The organism is Nocardia sp. SSK8 (assembly GCF_037034205.1).
In the GTDB taxonomy this organism is placed as follows: domain Bacteria; phylum Actinomycetota; class Actinomycetes; order Mycobacteriales; family Mycobacteriaceae; genus Nocardia.
In genome coordinates, this window is record NZ_JBAGKD010000005.1 from 184,638 (window position 1) to 210,675 (window position 26,038).

The 26,038-nt window shown below is 71.4% G+C and carries 1 protein-coding gene (running past both ends of the window); it reads left to right on the top strand.

All 26,038 nt of this window come from inside a single coding sequence — locus WA675_RS12110, non-ribosomal peptide synthase/polyketide synthase (RefSeq protein WP_336084338.1), on the top strand. Of the gene's 44,505 coding nucleotides, 13,974 precede the window and 4,493 follow it; the stretch shown corresponds to coding positions 13,975-40,012 (codon 4,659, complete, through codon 13,338, partial); the first codon wholly inside the window starts at window position 1. Both the start codon and the stop codon lie outside the window.

Sequence of the window (26,038 nt, forward strand, 5' to 3'; positions counted from 1 at the left end):
AACTACGCCACCGATCTGTTCGACGCCGAGACCGTCGCCGCGTTCGGTGACCGCCTGGTGCGCGTCCTGCGGAGCGTCGCGGAGAACCCGGACGTGATCGTCGGCGATATCGACCTGCTCGGCGAGGCCGAACAGCGCGATGTCGCCCAGCGCTGGGTGTCCTCCGGTGCCGACGCCATCGGTCTGCCTGTCGTGCACGACGCCACCACCCCGGCGGGTCACCGCCGCGGCCTGTTCGGCAACAAGCACACCACGCTGGTCGACCTGTTCGACGCCGCCGCGGTGGCCTACCCGGACCGCATCGCCGCCAAGTTCGGTGTCGAGTCGCTGACCTACGCCGAGCTCGACCGGCGCGCGAATGTGCTGGCGCGCAGGCTGATCGCCGACGGCGCCGGACCGGAATCGCTGGTCGCGGTGATCCTGCCGCGCTCGCTGGACCTGGTCGTGGCGCTGCTCGCCGTGGTCAAGACCGGCGCCGGTTACGTGCCCGTCGACCCGACCTACCCGGCCGAGCGCATCGCCTACGTGCTCGAGGACTCCCGGCCCACCAGCGTGGTGCTCGACTCCACCGTCCAGGTGACCGTGCCCGGCCACCTGCCCTCGGTGGTGCTCGACGGGTTCGCCGTGGAGACCGGCAATGTCGAGGACGCCGACGATCTGCCGATCACCGACGCCGACCGCATCGCGCCGCTCTCGCCGGACAATGTCGCCTACGTCATCTACACCTCCGGCTCGACCGGCCGCCCCAAGGGCGTCGCGGTCGCGCACCGGAATGTGGTGCGGCTGTTCGCCAATACCGATCGCGACTTCGGCTTCGGCCCGCGCGATGTGTGGACGCTGTTCCACTCCTACGCCTTCGACTTCTCGGTGTGGGAGCTGTGGGGTCCGCTGCTGTTCGGCGGCTCGCTGATCGTGGTGGACTACTACACCTCCCGCTCGCCCGAGCAGTTCCTGGAACTGCTGCGCGTCGAGCAGGTCACCGTGCTCAACCAGACCCCGTCGGCGTTCTACCAGCTCGCCGAGGCCGACCGGAACGCCGGACCCGACCTGGCGCCGCTGGCGCTGCGCTATGTGGTCTTCGGTGGCGAGGCGCTGGAACTCCGCCGCCTGTCGGACTGGGTGGCCCGCCACGGCGACAGCTCGCCGACGCTGGTCAACATGTACGGCATCACCGAGACCACGGTGCACGTGTCGTTCCGCGCGCTGGACGCGAAAACCATTGCCGCCGCGGCCGGTTCGGTCGTCGGCCGGGCCATCGCGGGCCTGGGCGTGTACGTGCTCGACAACCGGCTGCGGCCGGTGCCGGTGGGTGTCGCGGGCGAGATGTACGTCGCCGGACCGCAATTGGCGCGCGGCTACCTGGGTCGCCCCGATCTCACCGCCACCCGCTTCGTCGCCAACCCGCTCGCGGGCCCGAACCAGGCCGGGTCGCGGCTCTACCGCTCCGGTGACCTCGCGCGCTGGAACCGCTTCGGCGAACTCGAATACCTGGGCCGCGCCGACGATCAGGTCAAGGTGCGCGGTTTCCGCATCGAGCTCGGCGAGATCGAGGCCGCCGTGCTGGCCCAGCCGGGCATCGCCCAGGCCGCGGTCATCGTGCGCGAGGACCAGCCGGGTGACCAGCGCATCGTCGCCTATGTGGTCGCCGACGGCGAGGCCGAGCCCGACCTCGACGCCGTGCGCAGCGGGGCGGCCGAACAGCTGCCCGCGTACATGGTTCCGGCGGCCCTGGTCCGCCTGGAATGGATCCCGCTGACCGTCAACGGCAAGCTGGACCGCCGTGCCCTGCCCGCCCCCGCGGTGCAGGCGCGTGCCTTCCGCGCCCCGGTCACGCCGGTGCAGGAGACCGTGGCCGCGGTCTTCGCCGAGGTGCTCGGCCTGGACCGGGTCGGCGTCGACGACGACTTCTTCGACCTCGGCGGCAACTCGCTCATCGCCACCCGCGTGGTCGCCCGCATCGGCGCGGCGCTGGGTGCCACGGTGCCGGTGCGCGCGCTGTTCGAGGCCTCCACCGTGGAAGCCCTCGCGACCCGGGTGGAATCGCACACCGGCGGCACCGCTCGCGCGGCGCTGGTCGCCCGCGAGCGCACCGAGGGTGAACTGGTGCCGCTGTCGTTCGCGCAGCAGCGCATGTGGTTCCTCAACAAGTACGACACCACCTCCGCCGCCTACAACCTGCCAGTGGCAATCCGCCTCACCGGCGCCCTCGACACCGAGGCGCTGGCCCTGGCGCTGGCCGACCTGGTGCGCAGGCACGAGTCACTGCGCACCCGCTACCCCGAGCACGGCGGCACCCCGGTGCAGCAGATCGTCGCGGCCGAACGCATGTCGCTGGACCTGCGCCCGGTCACCGTCGCGCCGGAGCGGCTGTTCGAGACCGTCACCGAGTTCGCCTCCGCCGGATTCGATGTGGCCGAAGAGGTTCCGCTGCGCGCCCGCCTGTTCCGGGCGAGTGCTGTGCTGAACGGCGGCGTTCCCGAGGGCCCTGCGTGGTCACGCTCCGCTACCTCCTCCGGGCCCGCCGGTCACGCCGCGGACGAGCACGTCCTCGTCGTGGTGGTCCACCACATCGCCGCCGACGGCTTCTCCATCGCGCCGCTGACCCGCGACGTGATGCTGGCCTACACCGCCCGCGCCCAGGGCACCGCGCCCGGCTGGGCGCCGCTGCCGGTGCAGTACGCCGATTTCGCGATCTGGCAGCGCGCGGTACTCGGCACCGAGGACGACACCGACTCGCTGATGTCGCGCCAGGTCGGCTACTGGCAGACCCAGCTCGCCGGTGTCCCCGACGAACTCACCCTGCCCTTCGACCGCGCCCGCCCGGCCATCGCCTCGCATCGCGGCGCCACCGTGCACCGCGAGCTGTCGCCGGAACTGATCGGCGAGCTCGACGAGCTGGCCCGCCGCCAGGGCACCTCGCTGTTCATGGTCATGCACACCGCGCTGGCGGTGCTGCTGGCCCGGCTCTCCGGCTCCGACGACATCGCCGTCGGCACGCCCATCGCGGGCCGTGGTGAGCAGGCCCTCGACGACCTGGTCGGCATGTTCGTCAACACCCTGGTGCTGCGCACCGGCGTGCGCCCCGGCGAGTCGTTCACCGACCTGCTCGAGCAGTCCCGCAAGACCGACCTCGACGCCTACGGCAATGCCGATGTGCCCTTCGAGCGCCTGGTGGAACTCCTCGCGCCGGAGCGCTCGCAGTCGCGCAACCCGCTGTTCCAGGTGATGCTGGCCTTCCAGAACCTGGACCGCACCACCCTGGAACTGCCCGGCCTGGCGGTCTCGGCGCTCGACCTCGAGGAGAGCGTCGCCCGCTTCGACCTGCAGTTCACCCTCTCCGAGCTGGGCGAACCCGGCAGCGGCGGGATGGCGCTGGCCCTGAACTACGCCACCGAACTGTTCGACGAGGCCACCGTCGACACCATCGCCACCCGCTGGGAGCGCGTGCTGGCGGCCGTGGCCGCCGACGCGTCGGTGACCGTCGGCGCGATCGATGTCCTCGATGCCGCCGAGCGGGCCGACCTGGTGTTCCGGGTCGGCGAACCGCCGGTGCCCGCGCGCACCCTGCGCACCCTGCTGGCCGAGGCCGTCGCCCAGAACCCGACCGGCGATGCCGTCGTGTTCCAGGGGACAGCTCTCTCCTACGCCGAATTGGATGAGCGCTCGAACCGCTTGGCGCGCTTGCTGATCGCCGAGGGCATCGGCGCCGAGGACCTCGTCGCGATCGGTATCCCGCGTTCGGCCGATTCGGTGCTGGCCGCGTGGGCTGTCGCCAAGACCGGCGCTGCCTTCGTCCCGGTCGACCCGACCTACCCCGCCGACCGCATCGCGCACATGGTCACCGATTCCGGTTCGCCGCTGGGTATCACCGTCGCGTCGGTGCTGAGCGGCCTGCCCGACATCGCGCCGCTCGCCACGGGTGCTTCCTCGCCCGCTGAGCGTGCCGACGGCGGATCCACTCCGCACGCGCGGGCTGGGGCGCAGGCGTCCGAGGCCGTACTCGACGGCCCGGCCACGGACGCGCCAGCGGCCGGTTGGCTGGTGCTCGACGATCTCGACCTCGCTCGCTTCGACAGCGGCCCGATCGCCGATTCGGAACTGGTCCGCGAGACCAGTCCCGAGCAGCCCGCCTACGTCATCTACACCTCCGGTTCGACCGGTGTGCCCAAGGGCGTCGTGGTCACCCACGCCGGTCTGGCGAACTTCGGTGAGGAGCAGGCCAAGCGCTACGCCCTCGACTCCGATTCGCGCGCACTGCATTTCGCCTCGCCCTCGTTCGACGCCTCCATCCTGGAGCTGCTGCTGGCACTGGCCCGTGGCGGTGCCCTGGTGGTCGTGCCGCCGGGCGTCTACGGCGGTGACGAACTGTCCGAGCTGATCCGCGCCGAGCGGGTCACCCACGCCTTCATCACCCCCGCCGCCCTGGCCACCTTCGACCCGAGCGGCCTGGATTCGCTGCGCGTGCTCGTGGCCGGTGGTGAGGCGGTGCCTGCCGATCTGGTGAGCAAGTGGGCGGTTCCGTTGGCGGACGGCACGATTCGTGCCTTCCATAACGGCTACGGCCCCACCGAGACCACGATCATGACCAATATCAGCGCCGCGCTGACCCCGGGCGAGCTGGTCACCATCGGTGGCCCGACGCGCGGTATGCGTTCGCTGATCCTGGACGCCCAGCTCCAGCCCGTTCCGGTGGGTGTCGCGGGTGAGCTGTACCTGTCGGGCATCCAGCTGGCGCGCGGCTACCATGCCCGCCCCGGCCTGACCGCCGACCGCTTCGTGGCCGACCCGTTCGTGCCGGGGGAGCGGATGTACCGCACTGGTGACGTGGTCCGCTGGACCGCCGACCGGACCGTCGAATACGTCGGCCGCTCCGACTTCCAGGTCAAGATCCGTGGCTTCCGTATCGAACTGGGCGAGATCGACTCGGCGCTGGCCGCGCACGAGACCGTCGACTTCGCCACCACCCTCGGCCACAAGAGCACCGCGGGCGCGGTCTCGCTGGTCGCGTATGTGGTTGCCGCGCCGGGGCATTCGATCGATGTCGCGGCGCTCACCGCGCACGTCGAGGAACGCCTGCCCGCCTACATGGTGCCCTCGTCGATCATGGTGATCGACCACGTGCCGCTGACCCCGGTCGGCAAGCTCGACCGCAAGGCGCTGCCCGAACCGGTGTTCGCCACCGAGGTCACCTTCCGCGCCGCGCGCACCCCGATCGAACACACCATCGCGGAGGTCTTCGCCGAGGTGCTCGGCGTGGAGCGGGTGGGTGTGGACGATTCGTTCTTCGCCCTCGGCGGCGACTCGATCGTCTCCATCCAGCTGGTCTCGCGGGCCAAGGCCCGTGGCGTACTCTTCACCCCGCGCCACGTCTTCGAACAGCGCACCGTCGCTGGGCTGGCCGCCGTGGCCGAAACCGCCGATGTGGCAGCCGCTTCCGCGATCACCCTGGCCGAGCTGCCGGGTGGCGGCGTCGGTGAGATGCCGCTGACCCCGGTCGTGCGGTTCATGGCCGAGCGCTCCGGCTCCTTCGGCCGGTTCAACCAGACCATGGCGCTGGAACTGCCGGTCGGCATCGACCGCGCGGGCATCGCCGCCACCGTCGGCGCGGTCATCGACCGCCACGACATGCTGCGCGCGCGCCTGCACCAGGTCGACGGGCGCTGGGTGGTCACCACCGCCCCGGCGGGCACGGTCGACGCCGCCGCGCTCATCGACCACACCACCTTCCCGGCCGACGCCACCGACGACCAGCTGGTCGAGATCGCCGCCGCCGCACTGGATACCAGCCTCGACCGGCTCGATCCCGCCACCGGCGTGGTCGTGCGGTTCGTGTGGCTGGAGCCGACCGCGAGCACGTCTGCCTCGCTGCCCGCGGACGCTGACGGCGTTGCCGACGCGCCTGCGGTTTCGCTGCCCACCACCGGTGGCGCCGCGGTGTCGTCGGGCGACGCACTGTCCGCCACCGGGGACGCAGCGGTGGCGTCCGGCGCCGAGAGCGCGGCTGCGGCGAAGGCCACCCGCGCCGGGCGCCTGATCGTCGTCGCGCACCACCTCGTAGTCGACGGCGTCTCCTGGCGCATCCTGGTGCCCGACTTCGTCGCCGCTTGGGGTCAGCTGTCCGCCGGTCAGACCCCCGAGCTGGTCGCCCCGGCCACCTCCATGCGCGCCTGGGCGCACGCCTTGGCCGACGAGGCTCGTACCGCCGAACGCACCGCCGAGCTGGACTTCTGGCGCGAGGTCGTCGCGACCCCGGACCCGCTGCTCACCGAGCGGCCGATGAACCCGGCTGTCGACGTCTCCGGTGTCATCGAGAAGCTGCCGGTCGAGGTGTCCGCCGAGGTCACCAAGGCCCTGCTCACCACCGTGCCCGCACTGTTCCACGGTGGCGTCAACGATGGTCTGCTGACCGCGCTCGCGCTCGCCGCGGCCAAGTGGCGCGCGGGGCGGGTCGGCACGGCCGCCGCGGGTTCGGCACTGGGCAATGGCTCCACCGCGCCCCGTCCGGACAGTGACGCGCTGCTGGTGCGCCTGGAAGGCCACGGCCGTGAGGAAGAGGTCGCGCCCGGCGCCGATCTCTCGCGCACGGTCGGCTGGTTCACCGCGATCTTCCCGGTCCGCCTCGACCTGGCGGGGATCGATATCGACGCCGCGCTCGCCGGTGGCCCCGCGCTGGGGCAGGCGGTCAAGGCCGTCAAGGAGCAGCTGCTCGCGGTGCCCGACAAGGGCATCGGCTACGGCCTGCTGCGGTACCTCAACGCCGACACCGCCGCCGAGCTGCCCACCGAGCTGCCCGGTCAGATCAGCTTCAACTATCTGGGCCGGGTCGCCGACAGCGATGTGCCCGACGCCCTGCGCGGTTTCGGCTGGATCCCCGCGCCGGAGCTGGCCGCCCTGGGCGGCGCCTACGACGCCGACATGCCCGCCATGGCACCCCTGGATGTCAACGCGATCGTCGTCGGCGACAAGCTCAGCGCCAATATCGGCTACCCGAGCACGCTGCTCGCCGCCGCCGAGGTGCGCGAGTTCGCCGACCTGTGGGTCACCGCGCTGGAAGCCGTTGCCCGGCACGCCAACTCGGCCGACGCGGGCGGCCACACGCCGTCCGACTTCGCGCTCGTGCGCTCCACCCAGCGCGATATCGACATCTGGGAGAAGCGCTACCCCGAGCTGACCCAGGTGTGGCCGCTGGCCGCCCTGCAAGCCGGTCTGTTCTTCCACGCCCGGCTGGCCGCGAGCTCGGTCGACGTCTACACCGCCCAGGCGGTCCTCACGCTCACCGGCCGCGTCGACGCCACCCGTCTGCGCGCCGCCGCCCAGGCCCTGCTGGACCGGCACGAGACCCTGCGCACCGCCTTCGTCACCGACCACGACGGCAATGCCGTGCAGATCGTCCTCGACCACACCCCGGTGTCGTGGACCGAGCACGACCGCATCGACACGGGCGAGTTCGCCGACCTGGTCGAGGCCGACCGCACCGCCCGCTTCGACCTCGCCGCGCCCCCGCTGATCCGGTTCACGCTGATCCGGATCGCCGAGGACGAGTGGCGCTTCGCGGTGTCCAACCACCACATCCTGCTCGACGGCTGGTCCACGCCGCTGGTCATGCGGGACCTGCTCGCCCTTTACGCCCTGCACGGCGACGCCAGCGCGCTGCCTGCCCAGCGCTCCTACCGGCACTTCCTGGAATGGGTTGCCCAGCAGGATCATGCGGTGTCGGTGGCGGCCTGGTCCGACGCCCTGCGCGGCGTCACCGAGCCGACCCTGCTGGCCCGTCCCGAGGCCGGTCGCGAGATCGCGGCGCTGTCCCAGGAGTACCTGTTCGACCTCGACGAGCCGACCACGGCCCGCCTGGTCGCACTGGCCGCCGACCTCGGCGTCACCCCGAACACCGTGCTGCAGGTCGCCTGGTCGATCGTGCTCGGCCGGATGACCGGCCGCGACGACGTGCTCTTCGGCACCACCGTCTCCGGCCGCCCCGCCCAGCTGTCCGGCGTGGAATCCATGGTGGGCCTGTTCATCAACACCGTCCCGGTCCGGGTGCGTTTCGACGCCGCCGAATCGGTACGTGAGGTGCTCACCCGCACCCAGGGCGAGCAGGCCGACCTGCTCGACCACCACTACATCGGCTTGGCCGAGATCCAGTCCGCCGCGGGCATCGGTGGCCTGTTCGACTCGCTGGTGGTCTTCGAGTCCTACCCGGTCGACGCCGAGGGCATCAAGGCCCAGGCCGCCGATATCGACGGCATGGCCGTCACCGGCCTGGACGCCGCCGACGCCACCCACTACCCGCTCTCGCTCATCGCCCAGCTCGACACCCAGCTGCGCATTCGCGCGGGCTACCTGAGCGACCTGTTCGACGCGGCCACCGTGCACCGCATCGCCGAGCGCCTGATCCGGGTGCTCACCGCTATCACCACCGAACCCGATGTGGCCGTGGGTGATCTGGAACTGCTCGACGCCGCCGAACGCGAACTGGTGGTGCGCGAGTGGAACGCCACCGCGCACGAGGTCGACCAGCGGGCCACCCTGGTCTCGCTGTTCGAGACCCAGCTCGCCGCGACTCCGCACGCGACCGCGCTGAGCTTCGAGGGGACGAGTCTGTCCTACGCCGAGTTCGGTCAGCGGGTCTACCGCCTGGCCCGCTGGCTGGTGGACCGTGGCGTCGGCCCGGAAAGCTATGTGGCCCTGGGCATGCGTCGCTCGATCGACCTGGTCGTCGGCATGTACGCCGTCACCGTGGCCGGTGGTGCCTACGTGCCGCTGGACCCCGATCACCCGGCCGAGCGCACGGAATACATTCTGGCGACCGCCGATCCGGTGTGTGTGCTCACCTCGGGCACCGACCTGGAGATCGACACCGCGCAGGTGCGCATCGACCTGCTCGACCTGGCCGGTTACGCCGACACCCGCGTCACCGACGCCGAACGTGTCGCGCCGCTGCGTCCGTCGAACACGGCCTACGTCATCTTCACCTCCGGTTCGACCGGCCGCCCGAAGGGCGTTGCCGTGAGCCACGGGGCGATCGTGAACCGTCTGGTGTGGATGCAGGCCGCCTACGGTCTCACCGCCGAGGACGTGGTGTTGCAGAAGACGCCCGCCACCTTCGACGTGTCGGTGTGGGAGTTCTTCTGGCCCTTGCAGATCGGTGCGCGTCTGGTCGTCGCCAAGCCCGACGGTCATCGCGATCCGGCCTACCTGGCCGAGATCATCCGGGCCGAGGGCGTCACCGTCACCCACTTCGTGCCCTCGATGCTCGCGGTGTTCGTGGCCGACGCCGCCGCGGCCCGCTGCGAGTCGCTGCGCATGGTCTTCGCCTCCGGTGAGGCGCTGCCGCCCAAGCCCGCGCACCGCCTGCGCGAGCTCACCGGCGCGGCCCTGCACAACCTGTACGGCCCGACCGAGGCTGCGGTCGACGTCACCTTCCACGAGGTCGTCGACACCGATGTGGACACCGTCCCGATCGGCGCCCCGGTGTTCAACACGCAGGTCTATGTCCTCGACGCGCGCCTGCGGCCCGTCCCGGTGGGTGTCGCGGGTGAGCTCTACCTCGCGGGCACCCAGCTGGCGCGCGGCTACGTCGCCCGGCCGGACCTGACCGCCGATCGCTTCGTCGCCGACCCGTTCGGCACCGACGGCGAGCGCATGTACCGCACCGGCGACCTCGTCGCCTGGACCGAGCACGGTGAGCTGGAGTACTTGGGCCGCACCGACTTCCAGGTGAAGCTGCGTGGTCTGCGCATCGAGCTGGGCGAGATCGAGGCGGCGCTGACCGGCCTCGACGAGGTCGCCCAGTCGGTGGTCGTGGTGCGCGGGGACCAGCACACCGGTGATCAGCTGGTCGCCTACGTCATCCCGGCGACCGGCCGCACCGTCGACATCGAGGACGCCCGCGAGGAACTGGGCGCCAACCTGCCCGCCTACATGGTGCCCGCGGTCATCGTGGTGCTCGACGAGTTCCCGCTCAACGCCTCCGGCAAGCTGGACCGCAAGGCGCTGCCCGCGCCGGTGTTCGAGGCCGCGGTGTTCCGCGCCCCGACCACCCCGGTCGAGGAGATCGTCGCCGCCACCTTCGCCGACGTGCTCGGCCTGGAGCGGGTCGGCCTCGACGACGACTTCTTCGCCCTCGGCGGCAACTCGCTGACCGCCACCCAGGTGGCCGCGCGCCTGTCGGCCGCGCTGGAGACCGATATCGGCGTGCGCGAGCTGTTCGAGGCATCCACCGTGGCCGGGCTGGCCGCGCGGGCCGAGACCCATTCCGGCACCGAACGCCGCGCCCCGCTGGTCCCGCAGCAGCGCCCCGCCCGGGTGCCGCTGTCGCTGGCCCAGCAGCGCATGTGGTTCCTCAACCGCTTCGACCCGGAGTCCGCGGTCGACAACATCCCGGCCGCTGTGCGGCTGTCGGGGCTGCTGGACCGGCAGGCGCTGCAGGTGGCCGTGGCCGACGTGCTCGCCCGGCACGAGTCGCTGCGCACCTACTACCCGGAGGTCGGCGGCGCGGGCCACCAGGTGATCGTGCCCACCGGCAAGGTCATCCCGGACCTGGCGCCGATCGAGACCACCACCGCCGATCTGCCGCAACGGCTTTCGGCGCTGGTGCTGACGGCCTTCGACGTCACCGCCGAGGTGCCGTTCCGGGCCGCGCTGTTCGAGGTGAGCCCCACCGAGCACGTCCTCGCGCTCGTGGTGCACCACATCTCCTCCGACGGCTTCTCCATGGGCCCGCTCACCCGCGACGTGATGACGGCCTACAGCGCCCGCGTCGAGGGCGCCGAGCCCGCCTGGCGTCCGCTCGAGGTGCAGTACGCCGACTTCGCGCTGTGGCAGCGCGGGGTGCTCGGCGACGAGGACGATGCGTCCTCGGTGATCGCCCAGCAGATCGCCTTCTGGGGCGAGCAGCTGCGCGGCCTGCCCGAACAGCTGGACCTGCCCGCCGACCGGCCGCGTCCGGCGATCGCCAGCGGCCGCGGCGCCACCCACACCTTCGAGATCGACGCCGCCACCCACGCCGCGCTCGCCGACCTGGCCCGCGCCCGGGGCGCGACGCTGTTCATGGTCGCCCACGCCGCCCTGGCCGTGCTGCTGTCGCGGCTGTCCGGTGAGTCCGATATCGCCATCGGCACCCCGATCGCGGGCCGTGGCGAGCGCGCTCTCGACGACCTGATCGGCATGTTCGTCAATACCTTGGTGCTGCGCACCGAGATCGAGGGTGAGGCGAGCTTCACCGACCTGCTCGGCGCGGTCCGGGCGAGCGATATCGCCGCCTTCGGCCATGCCGACCTGCCCTTCGAGCGCCTGGTGGAGATTCTCAACCCGGCCCGCTCGCAGGCACGTCATCCGCTGTTCCAGGTGATGCTGGCCTTCCAGAACACCGCCCAGACCAGCCTCGAACTGCCGGGCCTCACGGTCAGCGGAGTTGACCTGCCGATCGATGTGGCGAAGTTCGACCTCCAGGTCGTGCTCACCGAGAAGCCCGCCGACGCGCCTTCGGGCATCGTCGCCGAGCTGATCTACGCCACCGATCTCTTCGACGCCGACACCATGGACCGCTTCGGCGCCCGATTCGCGCGCCTGCTCACCGAGATCGCCGCCGCCCCCGGCCGCGCCGTCGGCGATATCGACCTGCTCGACGAGGTCGAAACCGGCCTGGCCGTCCGCGGATTCAACGACACCGCGCACGCGCTGCCCGGCGCGGGCACCCTGGTGGACGAGTTCGCCCGCCAGGCCGCGGCCACCCCGGACGCGGTCGCCCTGGTCGACCCGGCCACCGGTGAGACCCTCACCTACGCCGAATTCGGCGCGCGCGTGCACCGTTTGGCGCATCGCCTGATCGAATCTGGTGTCGGCCCGGAGACCCTGGTCGCGCTGGGCCTGCGCCGCGGCATCGACCTGGTCGTCGCCGCGTACGCGGTGCAGGAGGCCGGTGGCGGTTACGTGCCGCTGGATCTGGACCAGCCCGCGGATCGCATCGCGTATGTGCTGGAGACAGCCGCGCCGGTGGTCGTCCTCACCACCACCCGCGACGGATTCGGGCTGGGTGACAGCTCGTCCGCTGTCCCCGCCGAACCCGCCGCGCCGGTCCGCCGTGCTGCCGAGGGTGGCCCGCTGACCCTGGTGATCGACGCGCTCGATCTCTCGGCGTACTCGGCGTCCCCGGTCACAGACGCCGAGCGCCTCGCCCCGCTGCGCCCGCAGCACCCGGCCTACGTCATCTTCACCTCCGGTTCGACCGGCCGCCCCAAGGGCGTCGCCGTGCCGCACGCGGCGGTGGTGAACCAGATCCGCTGGATCACCGGCGAATACGGCATCGGTGCCGACGACGTGGTGCTGTTCAAGACCCCCGCCACCTTCGACGTGTCCGTGTGGGAGCTGTTCGGCCCGCTGAGCACCGGCGGCCGTCTGGTCGTCGCGAGCCCGGACGGGCACCGCGATCCGCAGTACCTCGCGGATGTCATCGCGGCGCACCGGGTCACGATGACCTCCTTCGTGCCCTCGATGCTCACCGTATTCGCTGGCAGCATCGATGCCACTGCCGTGCGAGCGACGGGCTCGGAGGCGGTAGCGCAGCGTGACCACGCAGAGCCCCGGGAGCACGGCGAAGACAACACCGCGATGCAGGGCGGAGCTCTGTCCTCGCTGCGGGCCCTGCTGATCGCCGGTGAGGCCTTCACCTCCGACGCGGTGCTGGCCCTGCGCAAGGTGAGCGACGCGGCGCTGTTCAACCTGTACGGCCCCACCGAGTTCACTGTGCACGCCACCCACGGCCCGGTCGCCGACCAGGTCGACGGCGCGGTCCCGATCGGCGCCCCGGTCTGGAATTCGCGGGCCTACGTGCTGGATTCGCGTCTGCACCCGGTCGCGCCCGGTGTCGCCGGTGAGCTGTACCTGGCCGGTGCCCAGCTCGCGCGCGGCTACTTCGGCCGCGCCGATCTGACCGCCGACCGCTTCGTCGCCGACCCGTTCGGTATTGGCGGCGCCCGCATGTACCGCACCGGTGACCTCGTGCGCCGCGACGCGGACGGCGTCATCACCTACCTGGGCCGCACCGACTTCCAGGTGAAGCTGCGCGGTCTGCGCATCGAGCTCGGCGAGATCGAGGCCGCGCTCACCGCGCACCGCAGCGTCGCGCAGGCTGTCGTGGTCGTGCGCTCGGATGCCCGCACCGGCGACCAGCTCGTCGGCTATGTGGTGCCCGCGACCGGCGAGACCGTCGAAATCGACGCGCTGCGTACGCATCTGGCCGCGCAGCTGCCGAGCTACATGGTGCCCGCCGCGTTCGTCGTGCTCGACGCCATGCCGCTGAGCGCCAACGGCAAGCTCGACCGCCGTGCCCTGCCCGACCCGGTGTTCGAGGCCCGCGAGTTCCGCGCGCCGCGTACGCCGATCGAGGAGATCGTCGCCGCCACCTTCGCCGAGGTGCTCGGCCTGACCGGTGATCGCGCCGTCGGCCTGGACGACGACTTCTTCGACCTCGGCGGCAACTCGCTCATCGCCACCCAGGTCGTCGCCCGCCTCGGTGCCGCTCTGGACACCCGCGTCCCCGTGCGCGTGCTGTTCGAGGCGCCGTCGGTGGCCGCGCTGGCCGCCAAGGTGGAGACCCACGCGGGCAGCGGCAGCCGCCGCGAACTCGTCGCCGGACCGCGCCCCGAGCAGATCCCGCTCTCGCTGGCCCAGCAGCGCATGTGGTTCCTCAACCGCTTCGACAGCGCCACCGCCGTCAACAACATCCCCCTGGCGGTCCGCCTCACCGGCGACCTCGACGTGGACGCCCTGCGTCAGGCCGTCGCCGACGTGGTCGAGCGGCACGAGGTGCTGCGCACCGTCTACCCGGAGACCGCCGAAGGCCACGGTGTGCAGGTGGTGCTGCCGGTCGGCGAGGCGCCCGTCACGCTCGACCCGATCACGGTCGGCGAGGACGAACTGCGCGAGCGCATCAGCGAGCTGGTGCTCACCGGCTTCGACGTCACCGCCGCGGTGCCGGTGCACGCCGCGCTGTTCCGCATCGCCGGTTCGATGGACGGCTCGCACCCCGATACTCACGTGCTGGTCTTCGTGGTGCACCACATCTCCGGTGACGGCTGGTCGGTGCGCCCGCTGGCCCGCGACGTGATGCTCGCCTACGCCGCCCGCTCGCGCGGCCAGGCCCCGGGCTGGGCGCCGCTGCCGGTGCAGTACGCCGACTTCGCGCTGTGGCAGCGCGAGACCCTCGGCTCGGAGACCGACGAGTCCTCGATGATCGCCCAGCAGGTGGCCTACTGGTCGCGCACGCTGGCCGGACTGCCCGATCAGCTGGACCTGCCCACCGATCGGCCGCGCCCCGCCGTGGCCTCCAATCGCGGTGGCGTGCACGAGTTCTCGATCGACCCGGTGCTCACCGCCGGACTCACCGCGTTGGCCCGCGAACACGGCGCCAGCCTGTTCATGGTCGTGCACGCGGCCTTCGCGGCCCTGCTGGCGCGGCTGTCCGGCAGCGACGACATCGCCATCGGCACCGCCGTGGCGGGTCGCGGTGAAGCGGTGCTCGACGACGCCATCGGCATGTTCGTCAACACCCTGGTGCTGCGCAGCGCGGTCGACCCGGCCCAGCCGTTCACCGGCCTGCTCGCCCAGACCCGCGAGCACGACCTGGCCGCCTTCGGCCACGCCGACCTGCCCTTCGAGCGCCTGGTCGAGATCCTCAACCCGGCCCGCTCGCAGGCACGGCACCCGCTGTTCCAGGTGATGCTGTCGTTCCAGAACACCGGCGAGGCGTCCTTCGAACTGCCCGGCCTCGAGGTGGCCGGGGTGCCCCTGGACGTGGTCACCGCCAAGTTCGACCTGCACCTGAATCTGGCCGACCGGCACCGTCCCGACGGTTCCACCGACGGCATGGCCGCCGAATTCGCCTACGCCACCGACATGTTCGACGCCGCCACCGTCGCCGCGCTGTCGGAGCGCCTGGTGCGGATGCTCACGGCCGTCGTCGCCGCGCCCGAGCGTGCGGTCGGTGAGGTCGAGTTGCTGGCCCCGGCCGAACGCCGCCGGGTACTCACCGACTGGAACGCCACCGCGCACCCGGTCGACGAGACCGCCACGCTGGTGTCGATGTTCGAGGCACAGGCGCTGACCAGCCCCGACGCGGTCGCCCTCACCTTCGAGGGGACGAGTCTGTCCTACGGTGAATTCACCGCGAAGGTGAACCGCCTGGCCCGTCACTTGATCGCCCAGGGCGTGGGCCCGGACACCATGGTCGCGCTCGGCATGCGCCGCTCGCTGGACCTGGTGATCGGCATGTACGCGGTGAGCGTGGCCGGTGGCGCGTACGTGCCGCTGGACCCCGACCACCCGGCCGAGCGCACCCACTACGTGCTCGAGACCGCCGCGCCGGTGTGCGTATTGACCACGGCCGCCGACGAATTCGACGCGGGCGCCACCACGGCGCTGCACATCGAGAACCTGGATCTGTCGGAGTACTCCGACGCGCCGGTCACCGATGCCGAGCGGATCGCCCCGCTGCGTCCGGAGAACACCGCGTACGTGATCTTCACGTCGGGGTCGACCGGCCGCCCGAAGGGCGTGGCGGTGAGCCACGGCGCGATCGTCAACCGTCTGGTGTGGATGCAGGCCGCCTACGGTCTCACCGCCGACGATGTGGTGTTGCAGAAGACGCCCGCCACGTTCGACGTGTCGGTGTGGGAGTTCTTCTGGCCCTTGCAGATCGGCGCGCGCCTGGTCGTCGCCAAGCCCGACGGTCATCGTGACCCGGCCTACCTGGCCGCGATCATCGCGGCCGAGGGTGTCACCACGGCGCACTTCGTGCCGTCGATGATGTCGGTGTTCGTGGCCGAGCTGGCCGAGTCCGCCGCCCTCGCGATGGCCGACGGCCGGGCGATCAGCAGCAGCCTGCGCCTGGTCTTCGCCTCGGGTGAGGCGCTGCCCGCGCCCACCGCCCAGCGTCTGCGCGCCCTCACCGGCGCCGCGCTGCACAACCTGTACGGCCCCACCGAGGCCGCGGTCGACGTCACCTTCCACGAGGTCACCGACGCCGACACCACCTCGGTGCCGATCGGTGCCCCGGTCTTCAACACCCAGGTGTACGTGCTGGATTCGCGTCTGCACCCGGTGCCCGTCGGCGTGCCCGGCGAGCTCTACCTGGCCGGTGTGCAATTGGCGCGCGGCTATGTCGCCCGCCCCGACCTGACCGCCGACCGCTTCGTCGCCGACCCGTTCGCCGCCGCGTTCGACGGCGGGGTCGCCGAGGACGCTGCGGGGTCACCCTCCGCTACCGCCTCCCGGCCCGCAGGCGGTGCCCGTATGTACCGCACCGGCGACCTCGTTGCCTGGACCGCCGATGGCGAGCTGGAATACCTGGGCCGCACCGACTTCCAGGTGAAGCTGCGCGGTCTGCGCATCGAGCTGGGCGAGATCGAGTCGGCGCTCACCGCGCTGCCGTCCATCGCCCAGTCGGTGGTCGTGGTCCGCTCCGACGAGCGCCTCGGTGACCAACTGGTCGGCTACCTGATCCCGGGGGCGGGTGCGAGCATCGACCTCGATGCCGTGCGCACCGAACTGGGCGGCGCGCTGCCGACCTACATGGTGCCCACTGCCTTCGTGGTGCTGGATGCCTTCCCGCTCAACGCCTCCGGCAAGCTCGACCGCAAGGCGCTGCCCGCGCCGGTGTTCGAGGCCAAGGTGTTCCGTGCCCCGTCCACCCCGATCGAGGAGATCGTGGCGGGCACCTTCGGTGACGTGCTCGGGGTGACCCGCGTCGGCGCCGACGACGACTTCTTCGAACTCGGTGGCAACTCGCTGCTGGCCACCCAGGTCACCGCCCGTATCGGCGCGGCCCTGGACACCCAGCTCTCGGTGCGCGACCTGTTCGAGGCGTCCACGGTCGCCGCGCTGGCCGCCCGCGCCGAGCACAATGCCGGTTCGCGGACCCGTCCGCGCCTGACGGCGGGGGAGCGGCCCGCGATCATCCCGCTGTCCCCGGCCCAGCAGCGCTACTGGTTCCTCAACCAGTTCGACACCTCCACCTCCGCGGTGGACAACATCCCCCTCGCGGTCCGCCTCACCGGCGACCTCGACGTGCCCGCGCTCGAACAGGCCATCGGCGATGTGTTCGCCCGGCACGAGATGCTGCGCACCACCTACCCGCGCTCGGCCGACGGCCCGCACCAGGTGATCCTGCCCGTCTCGCAGAGCCGGGCCGTGGTGCACCACATCCAGGTCGACGAGGCGAACCTGCTAGGCACTGTCATCGAGTTCGCGATGACCACCTTCGACGTCACCGAAGAGGTGCCGCTCAAGGTCGCGCTGTTCGAACTGAACGAGACCGACCACGTGCTCGCGTTCACCGTGCACCACGTCTCCGCCGACGGCTCCTCCATGGGTCCGCTGGCGCGCGACATCATGGCCGCCTACGTGGCCCGCGTGCAGGGCGAGGCGCCGCAGTGGGCGCCGCTGCCGGTGCAGTACGCCGACTACGCGCTGTGGCAGCGCGAGGTCCTCGGCGACGAGACCGACCCGGAATCGCTTGCCGCCAAGCAGGTCTCGTACTGGAGCAAGGCCCTCGCGGGGCTGCCCGACCAGCTCGAACTGCCCGCCGACCGGCCGCGCCCGCCCGCGCAGTCGTTCCAGGGCAAGGCGATTCGCTTCGAGATCGACCCGCAGCGCCACGCCGCCCTGCACGAGCTGGCCCGCGCCAACAACGCCTCGCTGTTCATGGTCGTGCACGCCGCCCTCGCGGTGCTGCTCGCGCGCCTGTCGGGCACCGACGACATCGCCGTCGGCACCCCGATCGCGGGCCGTGGTGAACGCGAACTCGACGACCTGATCGGCATGTTCGTCAACACCCTGGTGTTCCGCACCGCCGTCGACACCGGCGCCACCTTCGCCGAACTGCTCGCCGACGTGCGCGAACGCGACCTGGAAGCCTTCGCCAACGCCGACGTGCCGTTCGAGCGCCTGGTCGAGGTGCTCAACCCGGTGCGCTCCACCGCGCGCAACCCGCTGTTCCAGGTGGGCCTGTCGTTCCAGAACCTGGCCGACACCACCTTCGAACTGCCCGGCCTCACCGTCAGCGCCGTGGACTACGACTCGCAGCTGGCCAAGACGGACCTGCACGTCACCCTCTACGACCGCTACACCGACGACGGCGCGCCCGCCCAGCTGGTCACCGAATTCGGTTACGCCATCGACCTGTTCGACGAGGCGACGGTCCAGAGCTTCGCCGACCGCTTCCTGCTGGTCCTCGACGCGGTCGCCGCCGACGCGAGCATCCCGGTCGGTGACATCGACCTGCTCACCGCGCCGGAATCCGACCGGATCGTCACCGCCTGGAACGACACCGCGCACGCGGTCGACGCCGATGCCACGCTGGTGTCGCTGCTCGACGCGACGGTCGCCGCCACCCCCGATGCGATCGCGCTCGTCGTCGACGGGTCCGACGGCATTGCCTTCGGCGACGCCGCGCTGGTCGCCGACCTGCCTGACGGCGCTACACCCGACGATGCCGCGCGGTCCGTCGGCCTCTCGGCGGAGCGAAGCGGTCTGGCCGCCGATGGCACTGCCGGGTTCGCCGATGGCGACGTCGTCGCCGGTCGCCGGGAGCTGGCCCACCCGTCGCCCGACCACCACCCCTCATCGACTCGCTACGCGACCCTCACCTATGCCGAGCTCGACGCCGAGGTCAACCGCCTCGCGCGGCACCTGATCTCGCTCGGGATCGGTACCGAGGACCGGGTGGCGCTGGCCATCCGCCGCTCCGCCGAGCTGATCATCGCCATGTACGCGGTGGCCCGCACGGGCGCCGCCTACGTGCCGATCGATCCCGATCAGCCCGCCGAGCGCACCGACTACATCCTGGAGACGGCCGCGCCCGCGGTCGTGCTGACCACGGCGAGTGCCGAATTCAGCACGGCGGCAGCCGAAGTGGTCGTTCTCGACGAGCTCGACCTGAGCGGCGTGAGCGCCACGGCGATCACCGAGCGCGGCGAGCTGCTGCCCGCGAACACCGCGTACGTGATCTTCACGTCCGGCTCGACCGGCAAGCCGAAGGGCGTGGCGGTCTCGCACGGCGCGATCGTCAACCAGTTGCTGTGGGAGACGGCCGAATTCGGCATCGGTGCCGATGACGCGGTGCTGCTCAAGACCGCCGCGACCTTCGACCTCTCGGTCTGGGAGTTCTGGACCGCCGCCGTCGCGGGTGGCCGCCTGGTGGTCGCCACCGCCGACGGGCACCGCGACCCGGCCTACCTCAACGACCTCATGCGCTCCACCGGCGTCACCACGCTGCACGTGGTGCCGTCCATGCTCGACGCGCTGCTCACCGAATCCGGTGCCGCGCTGCCGCGCACGCTGCGCCGGGTGCTGGCCATCGGTGAGGCGCTGCCCGCGTCCACCGCGCAGCGCTTCCGCACCGGCAACACCGCCGCGCTGTTCAACCTGTACGGCCCGACCGAGGCCGCCGTCTCGATCACCAGTCACGCGGTCACCGACGCCGACAAGGTGTCGGTCTCGATCGGTGCGCCGGAGTGGAACAGCCGTGTCTACGTGCTGGATTCGCGCCTGCGGCCGGTGCCGGTCGGTGTCTCGGGCGAGCTCTACCTCGCCGGTGCCCAGCTGGCGCGCGGCTACTACGGCCGTGCCGATCTGACCGCCGACCGGTTCGTCGCCGACCCGTTCTCGGCGTCCGGCGAGCGCATGTACCGCACCGGTGACCTGGTGGCCTGGAACGCCGAGGGTGAACTGGACTACCGGGGCCGTACCGACTTCCAGGTGAAGATCCGCGGTTTCCGGATCGAGCTCGGCGAGATCGAGGCCGCGCTGCTGCGTCAGCCGGGCATCACCTCCGCCGCGGTCCTCGCGCACACCGATCCGGTGGTCGGTGACCGTCTGGTCGCCTACGTGGTCGCCGCATCCGGTGCCGTCGCGAGTGCTGACGTCGTGGCCGATGGTGGCGCGGCGACGGATGCCGCTGCCGAAACCGCTGGCATCGACAAGCTGGCCCTGCGTGCCGCGTTGGCCGCCGAACTGCCGTCCTACATGGTCCCGACCGTGTTCCTCCAGCTCGACGCCCTGCCGCTGAACGCCAACGGCAAGCTCGACCGCAAGGCCCTGCCGGAGCCCGAGGTCGAGAAGGCCGTGTTCCGCGCACCGGTCAGCCCGAGCGAACAGCTGGTGGCCGCCACCTTCGCCGAGGTCCTGCGCTTGGACGCCGACAAGCGCTTCGGCCTCGATGACGACTTCTTCGCCTGGGGCGGTAACTCACTGCTCGCGACGCAGGTCGCCGCCCGCTTGGGCGAGGCGCTCGACACCCGCATCCCCGTGCGCCTGCTGTTCGAGGCGTCCACGGTGGCCGCGCTGGCCCAGCGGATCGAGCAGCACGCCGAGACCGGCGACCGCAAGGCGCTCACCGCGGGCCCGCGCCCGGAGCACATCCCGCTCTCGCTGGCCCAGCAGCGCATGTGGTTCCTCAACCGCTTCGACACCCAGTCGGCGGCCTACAACGTGCCCGTCGCGGTGCGCCTCACCGGCGATCTCGACGTGGCCGCGCTGCGCGCCGCCATCACCGACCTGGTGTCGCGCCACGAGATCCTGCGCACCGTCTACCCGCAGACCGAAGCCGGTGCGGCACAGGTGATCCTGTCGCCCGCGCAGGCCGCGCCGGAACTGCTGGAACGCACCGTCGCCGCCGATGAACTGGAATCGGCTGTCGCGGAACTGATGTCGACCATCTTCGACGTCACCGTCGAGGTGCCGCTGAAGGTCGCGCTGTTCCGGGTCGAGAACAGCGACGAGTTCGTCCTGGCCCTGGTCGTGCACCATATCTCCGGCGACGGCTCCTCGGTCGCCCCGCTGACCCGCGACCTGATGACCGCCTACGCCGCCCGCGCCACCGGCCAGGAGCCCGGCTGGGCGCCGCTGGCCGTGCAGTACGCGGACTACAGCATCTGGCAGCGCGAACTGCTCGGCAGCGAGGACGATCCGGACTCGATGGCGGCCAAGCAGGTCGCGCACTGGAAGCAGGCCCTCGCGGACCTGCCCGACCAGCTCGACCTGCCCGCCGACCGCCCGCGCCCGGCCGTGCAGACCTTCGCGGGCAGCAAGGTCGACGTGCGGATCGACGCCGACACCCACCGCGCGCTGGTCGAACTCGCCCGCGCCGAGGGCGCCACGCTGTTCATGGTCGTGCACACCGCCCTCGCGGTCCTGCTGGCCCGCCTGTCCGGCACCGACGACATCGCCATCGGCACCCCGATGGCCGGTCGCGGCGAGGCCGCTCTCGACGACATGATCGGCATGTTCGTCAACACCCTGGTGTTCCGCACCAAGGTCGACGGCGGCGAGGCGTTCACCGAGCTGCTGGCCCGCCAGCGCGAGGACGACATCGCCGCGTTCGCCAATGCCGATGTGCCGTTCGAGCGCCTGGTCGAGGTGCTCAACCCGGTCCGCTCCACCGCGCGCCACCCGCTGTTCCAGGTCGGTCTGTCGTTCCAGAACCTCAGCCGCGCCACCCTGGAACTGCCCGGCCTGACGGTGTCCGGTCTGGATATCGACTCGCAGCTCTCGCAGTTCGACCTGCACCTCATCGCCACCGACCGCTACGGCGACGCCGGTGAGCCCGAAGGCATCTCGGGCATCTTCACCTACGCCACCGACCTGTTCGACCACGCCACGGTCGAAGGTTTCGTGGCGCGGTTCGTCCGCCTGCTCGGCGCCATCGTGGACACCCCGCGCACCGCCGTCGGCGATATCGAACTGCTCGCCCCGGCCGAGCGCGCCCAGCTGCTCGACGGCCGCAATGCCACCGCGCAGCGCGTCGACACCGAGGCCACCCTGGTCTCGCTGCTCGACGCGAGCGTGGCCGCCGACCCGAAGGCGACCGCCCTGGTCACCGACGACGGCAGCCAGCTCACCTACGCCGAACTCGACGCTCGAGTCAACCGCCTTGCCCGCCATCTGATCTCGCTGGGTGTCGGCCCGGAGGCGCGGGTCGCGCTGGCCCTGCGCCGCTCGGTGGACCTGATCGTCGCCATGTACGCCGTGGCCAAGTCCGGTGGCGCGTACGTGCCGGTCGACCCCGATCAGGCGGCCGAGCGCACGAACTACATCCTCGAGACGGCGGCACCGGTCTGCGTGCTGACCAACGCCGAGGCCGAGTTCGACACCGAGGTCGCGCCGTTGGTGCGCATCGACGACCTCGATCTCGAATCCGTCAGCGCCGCCACGATTTCCGACGCTGAGCGCACCGAGCCGCTGCGTCCGGCGCACACCGCCTACGTGATCTTCACGTCCGGTTCGACCGGCCGTCCGAAGGGTGTCGCCGTGCCGCACGGCGCCATCGCGAACCAGTTGCAGTGGAAGCTGGTCGAATTCGGCATGGACGCCGCCGACGCGGTACTGCTCAAGACCGCCGCCACCTTCGACCTCTCGGTCTGGGAGTTCTGGTCGGCCGCCGTCTGCGGTGGCCGCCTGGTGATCGCCTCGGCCGAGGGCCATCGCGATCCGGCGTACCTGAACGAGCTGATGTCGCGCGAGTGGGTCACCACGCTGCACGTGGTGCCGTCGATGCTGGACGCGCTGCTGGCCGCCGGGATGCCCGATTCGCTGTGGCGGATCCTCGCCATCGGTGAGGCACTGCCCGGTGCGCTGGCCCAGCGGGTGCGCACGTCGTTCCCGCGCACCGAGCTGTTCAACCTGTACGGCCCCACCGAGGCCGCGGTCTCGATCACCTCGCATCGCGTGGGCGCGGCCGACCAGGGTTCGGTCTCCATCGGTGTACCCGAGTGGAACAGCCAGGTCTATGTGCTCGACGCGCGCCTGCGCCCGGTCCCGGACGGTGTCGCCGGTGAGCTGTACCTGGCGGGCGCCCAGCTCGCGCGCGGTTACTTCGGCCGCCCCGACCTGACCGCCGATCGTTTCGTCGCCAACCCGTTCACCCCCGGTACCCGCATGTACCGCACCGGTGACCTGGTGGCCTGGCACAACGGCGAACTCGACTACCGGGGCCGTACCGACTTCCAGGTGAAGATCCGCGGCTTCCGTATCGAGCTCGGGGAGATCGAGGCCGCGCTGCTGGCGCTGCCGCAGATCGCGCAGGCCGCCGTGATCGCCAAGTCCGACCCGCGCACCGGCGACCGCCTCGTCGCGTACCTGGTGGGCGCTGTGTCGAATGGCGATGCTCCCGAGGGCGCTGCGTGGTCACGCTCCGCTACCGCCTCCGCGCCCGCCGGTCGCATCGCGGAAATCGAGGTGGCCCAGGTGAAGTCGACGCTGGCCGAGGGCCTGCCGTCGTACATGGTGCCCGCCGCGTTCGTGGTCATGGACGCGCTGCCGCTGAACGTCAACGGCAAGCTCGACCGCAAGGCGCTGCCGGAACCGGAGTTCGAGGCCCAGGCGTTCCGCGCGCCGTCCACCCCGATCGAGGAGATCGTGGCGGGCGTGTTCGCGGATGTGCTCGGTGCCGAACGCGTCGGCGCCGACGACGACTTCTTCGCCCTCGGCGGCAACTCGCTGCTGGCCACCCAGGTCGCGGCCCGCCTCGGCGCCGCCCTGGACAGCCGGGTGCCGGTGCGCCTGCTGTTCGAGGCGTCCACGGTCGCCGGGCTCGCGGTGAAGGTCGAGCAGGGCGCGGGTGCCGGTGGGCGGCGCGCGCTGGTCGCCGGACCGCGTCCGGCCCAGGTGCCGCTGTCGCTCGCGCAGCAGCGCATGTGGTTCCTCAACCAGTTCGACACCAGCTCCGCGGTGAACAACATCCCGGTCGCCGTCCGCCTGACGGGCGCGCTGGATGTCGAGGCGCTGCAACTCGCCGTCGCCGATGTGCTCGCGCGGCACGAGACCCTGCGCACGGTGTACCCGGTGTTCGATGGCGGCGCTCCCGAGGGCGCTGCGTGGTCACGCTCCGCTACCGCCTCCGCGCCCGCCGGTCGCGCCGCGATGACCGACGGCACCCCGCACCAGGTGATCCTGCCGGTCGAGGGCAATGTTCCGGACCTGACTCCGGAAACCGTTGCCCCCGAACGGGTTCGCGACGAGATCGCGGCGCTGATCGGTACCGGCTTCGACGTGCTCGACGAAGTTCCGTTGCGCGCCAAGCTGATGCGCGTCGCGGAGCAGGAGTACGTCCTCGTCTTCGTCGCCCACCACATCAGCGCCGACGGCTGGTCCATGGCCCCGCTGACCCGCGACGTGATGGTGGCCTACGCCGCCCGCGCCGCCGGGGAACGGCCGGGCTGGGCGCCGCTGCCGGTGCAGTACGCCGACTTCAGCATCTGGCAGCGCGAGGTGCTCGGTTCCGAAGCCGACGAGACCAGCCTGGTCTCCCAGCAGGCCGACTACTGGAAGCGTGCCCTCGCCGGGGTGCCGGACGAGCTGAACCTGCCCCTCGACCGGCCGCGTCCGAGCACGCAGTCCTTCGCCGGTGGCCGGGTGCTGTTCCCGATCTCCACCGAGATCCACGCCGGGCTCTCCGCCATCGCCCGCGAGCAGAACGCGACGCTGTTCATGGTCGTGCACACCGCCCTCGCGGTCTTCCTGGCGCGGCTGTCGGGCACCGAGGACATCGTCGTCGGCACCCCGATCGCCGGACGTGGCGAGGCCGAACTCGACGACGTCATCGGCATGTTCGTCAACACCCTCGCTCTGCGCACCCAGGTGCACGGGCAGGACAGCTTCGCCGAGCTGCTCACCCAGGCCAAGGACGCCGACCTGGCCGCCTTCGCGCACGCCGACATCCCGTTCGAGCGCCTGGTGGAACTGCTCAACCCGGAGCGCTCCACCGCGCGGCACCCGCTGTTCCAGGTGGCGCTGTCGTTCGAGAACCTGCCCGAGGCGGGCTTCGAGCTGCCCGGACTGTCGGTCTCGGCCGTCGACTTCGATGTCGACACCGCCAAGTTCGACCTGCTGCTCACCGTCCGCGAGGCGGGCGCGGGTGACGAGGCCGGTGCCTACGCCGAGTTCTCTTATGCCAGTGACCTGTTCGATCAGTCCACGGTCGAGAAGTTCGCGCAGCGTTTCCAGCGTCTGCTCGCCGAGGTCGTCGCCGACACCACCACCCCGGTCGGCGATCTCGAACTCCTCGACGCGACCGAGCGCACCGAACTGCTCACCCGCACCGGCGGTCCCGCCGCGTCCACGAGCACGCTGCCCGAGCTGCTGGCCCAGGCCGTGGCGGCCAACCCGGACGGTCAGGCCATCATCGCGCCCGGTGTCGGCCGCTCGCTGACCTACGCCGATCTGGACGTGGCCTCCTCGCGGCTGGCCCGCGTACTCATCGCGCGCGGTGCGGCACCGGAGACGGTCGTCGCCATCGCCATGCAGCGGTCGCTGGAGACCACGCTCGCCATCTGGGCCGTGATCAAGTCGGGCGCGGCGTTCCTGCCGGTCGACCCGAAGTACCCGGCCGAGCGCATCGCGCACATGATGACGGATTCGGGTGCGGCACTGGGCATCACGGTGTCCGCCGAGGCCGGGCACCTGCCCGCGCCCGCGTCGGGCGAGTGGCTGGTGCTCGACGACAAGGCCCTGCACACCGAGGCGGCCGAGCAGTCCGCCGCGCCGATCACCGACGCGGACCGCCACGGTGCGGTGCGGGCGGCCAACCCGGCGTACATGATCTACACCTCGGGTTCGACAGGTTTGCCCAAGGGTGTCGTCGTCAGCCACACGGGTGTGGCCAACTTCGCCGCCGCCCAAGTGGCGCAGTTCGGGCTCGGCAAGGACGCGCGCACGCTGGCGTTCGCCTCGCCGTCCTTCGACGCCTCGATCCTCGAGTTCCTGCTGGCCGTCGGCTCGGCGGGCGCGCTGGTCATCACGCCGGTCGGCGTGGTCGGCGGCGAGGAACTGGCTGAGATCATCGTGGGTGAGCGGCTGACCCACGTGTTCCTCACCCCGCTGGTCGCGGCGTCGATGGAACCGGCCGCGCTGGCCGGACTGGAAGCCCTGATCGTCGGTGGCGACAAGGCCCCGGTCGACCTGGTGGCGAACTGGCACAGCGCGGACACCGACCCGGCGCGGCACCGGTTCTACAACGCCTACGGCCCGACCGAGGCGACCATCG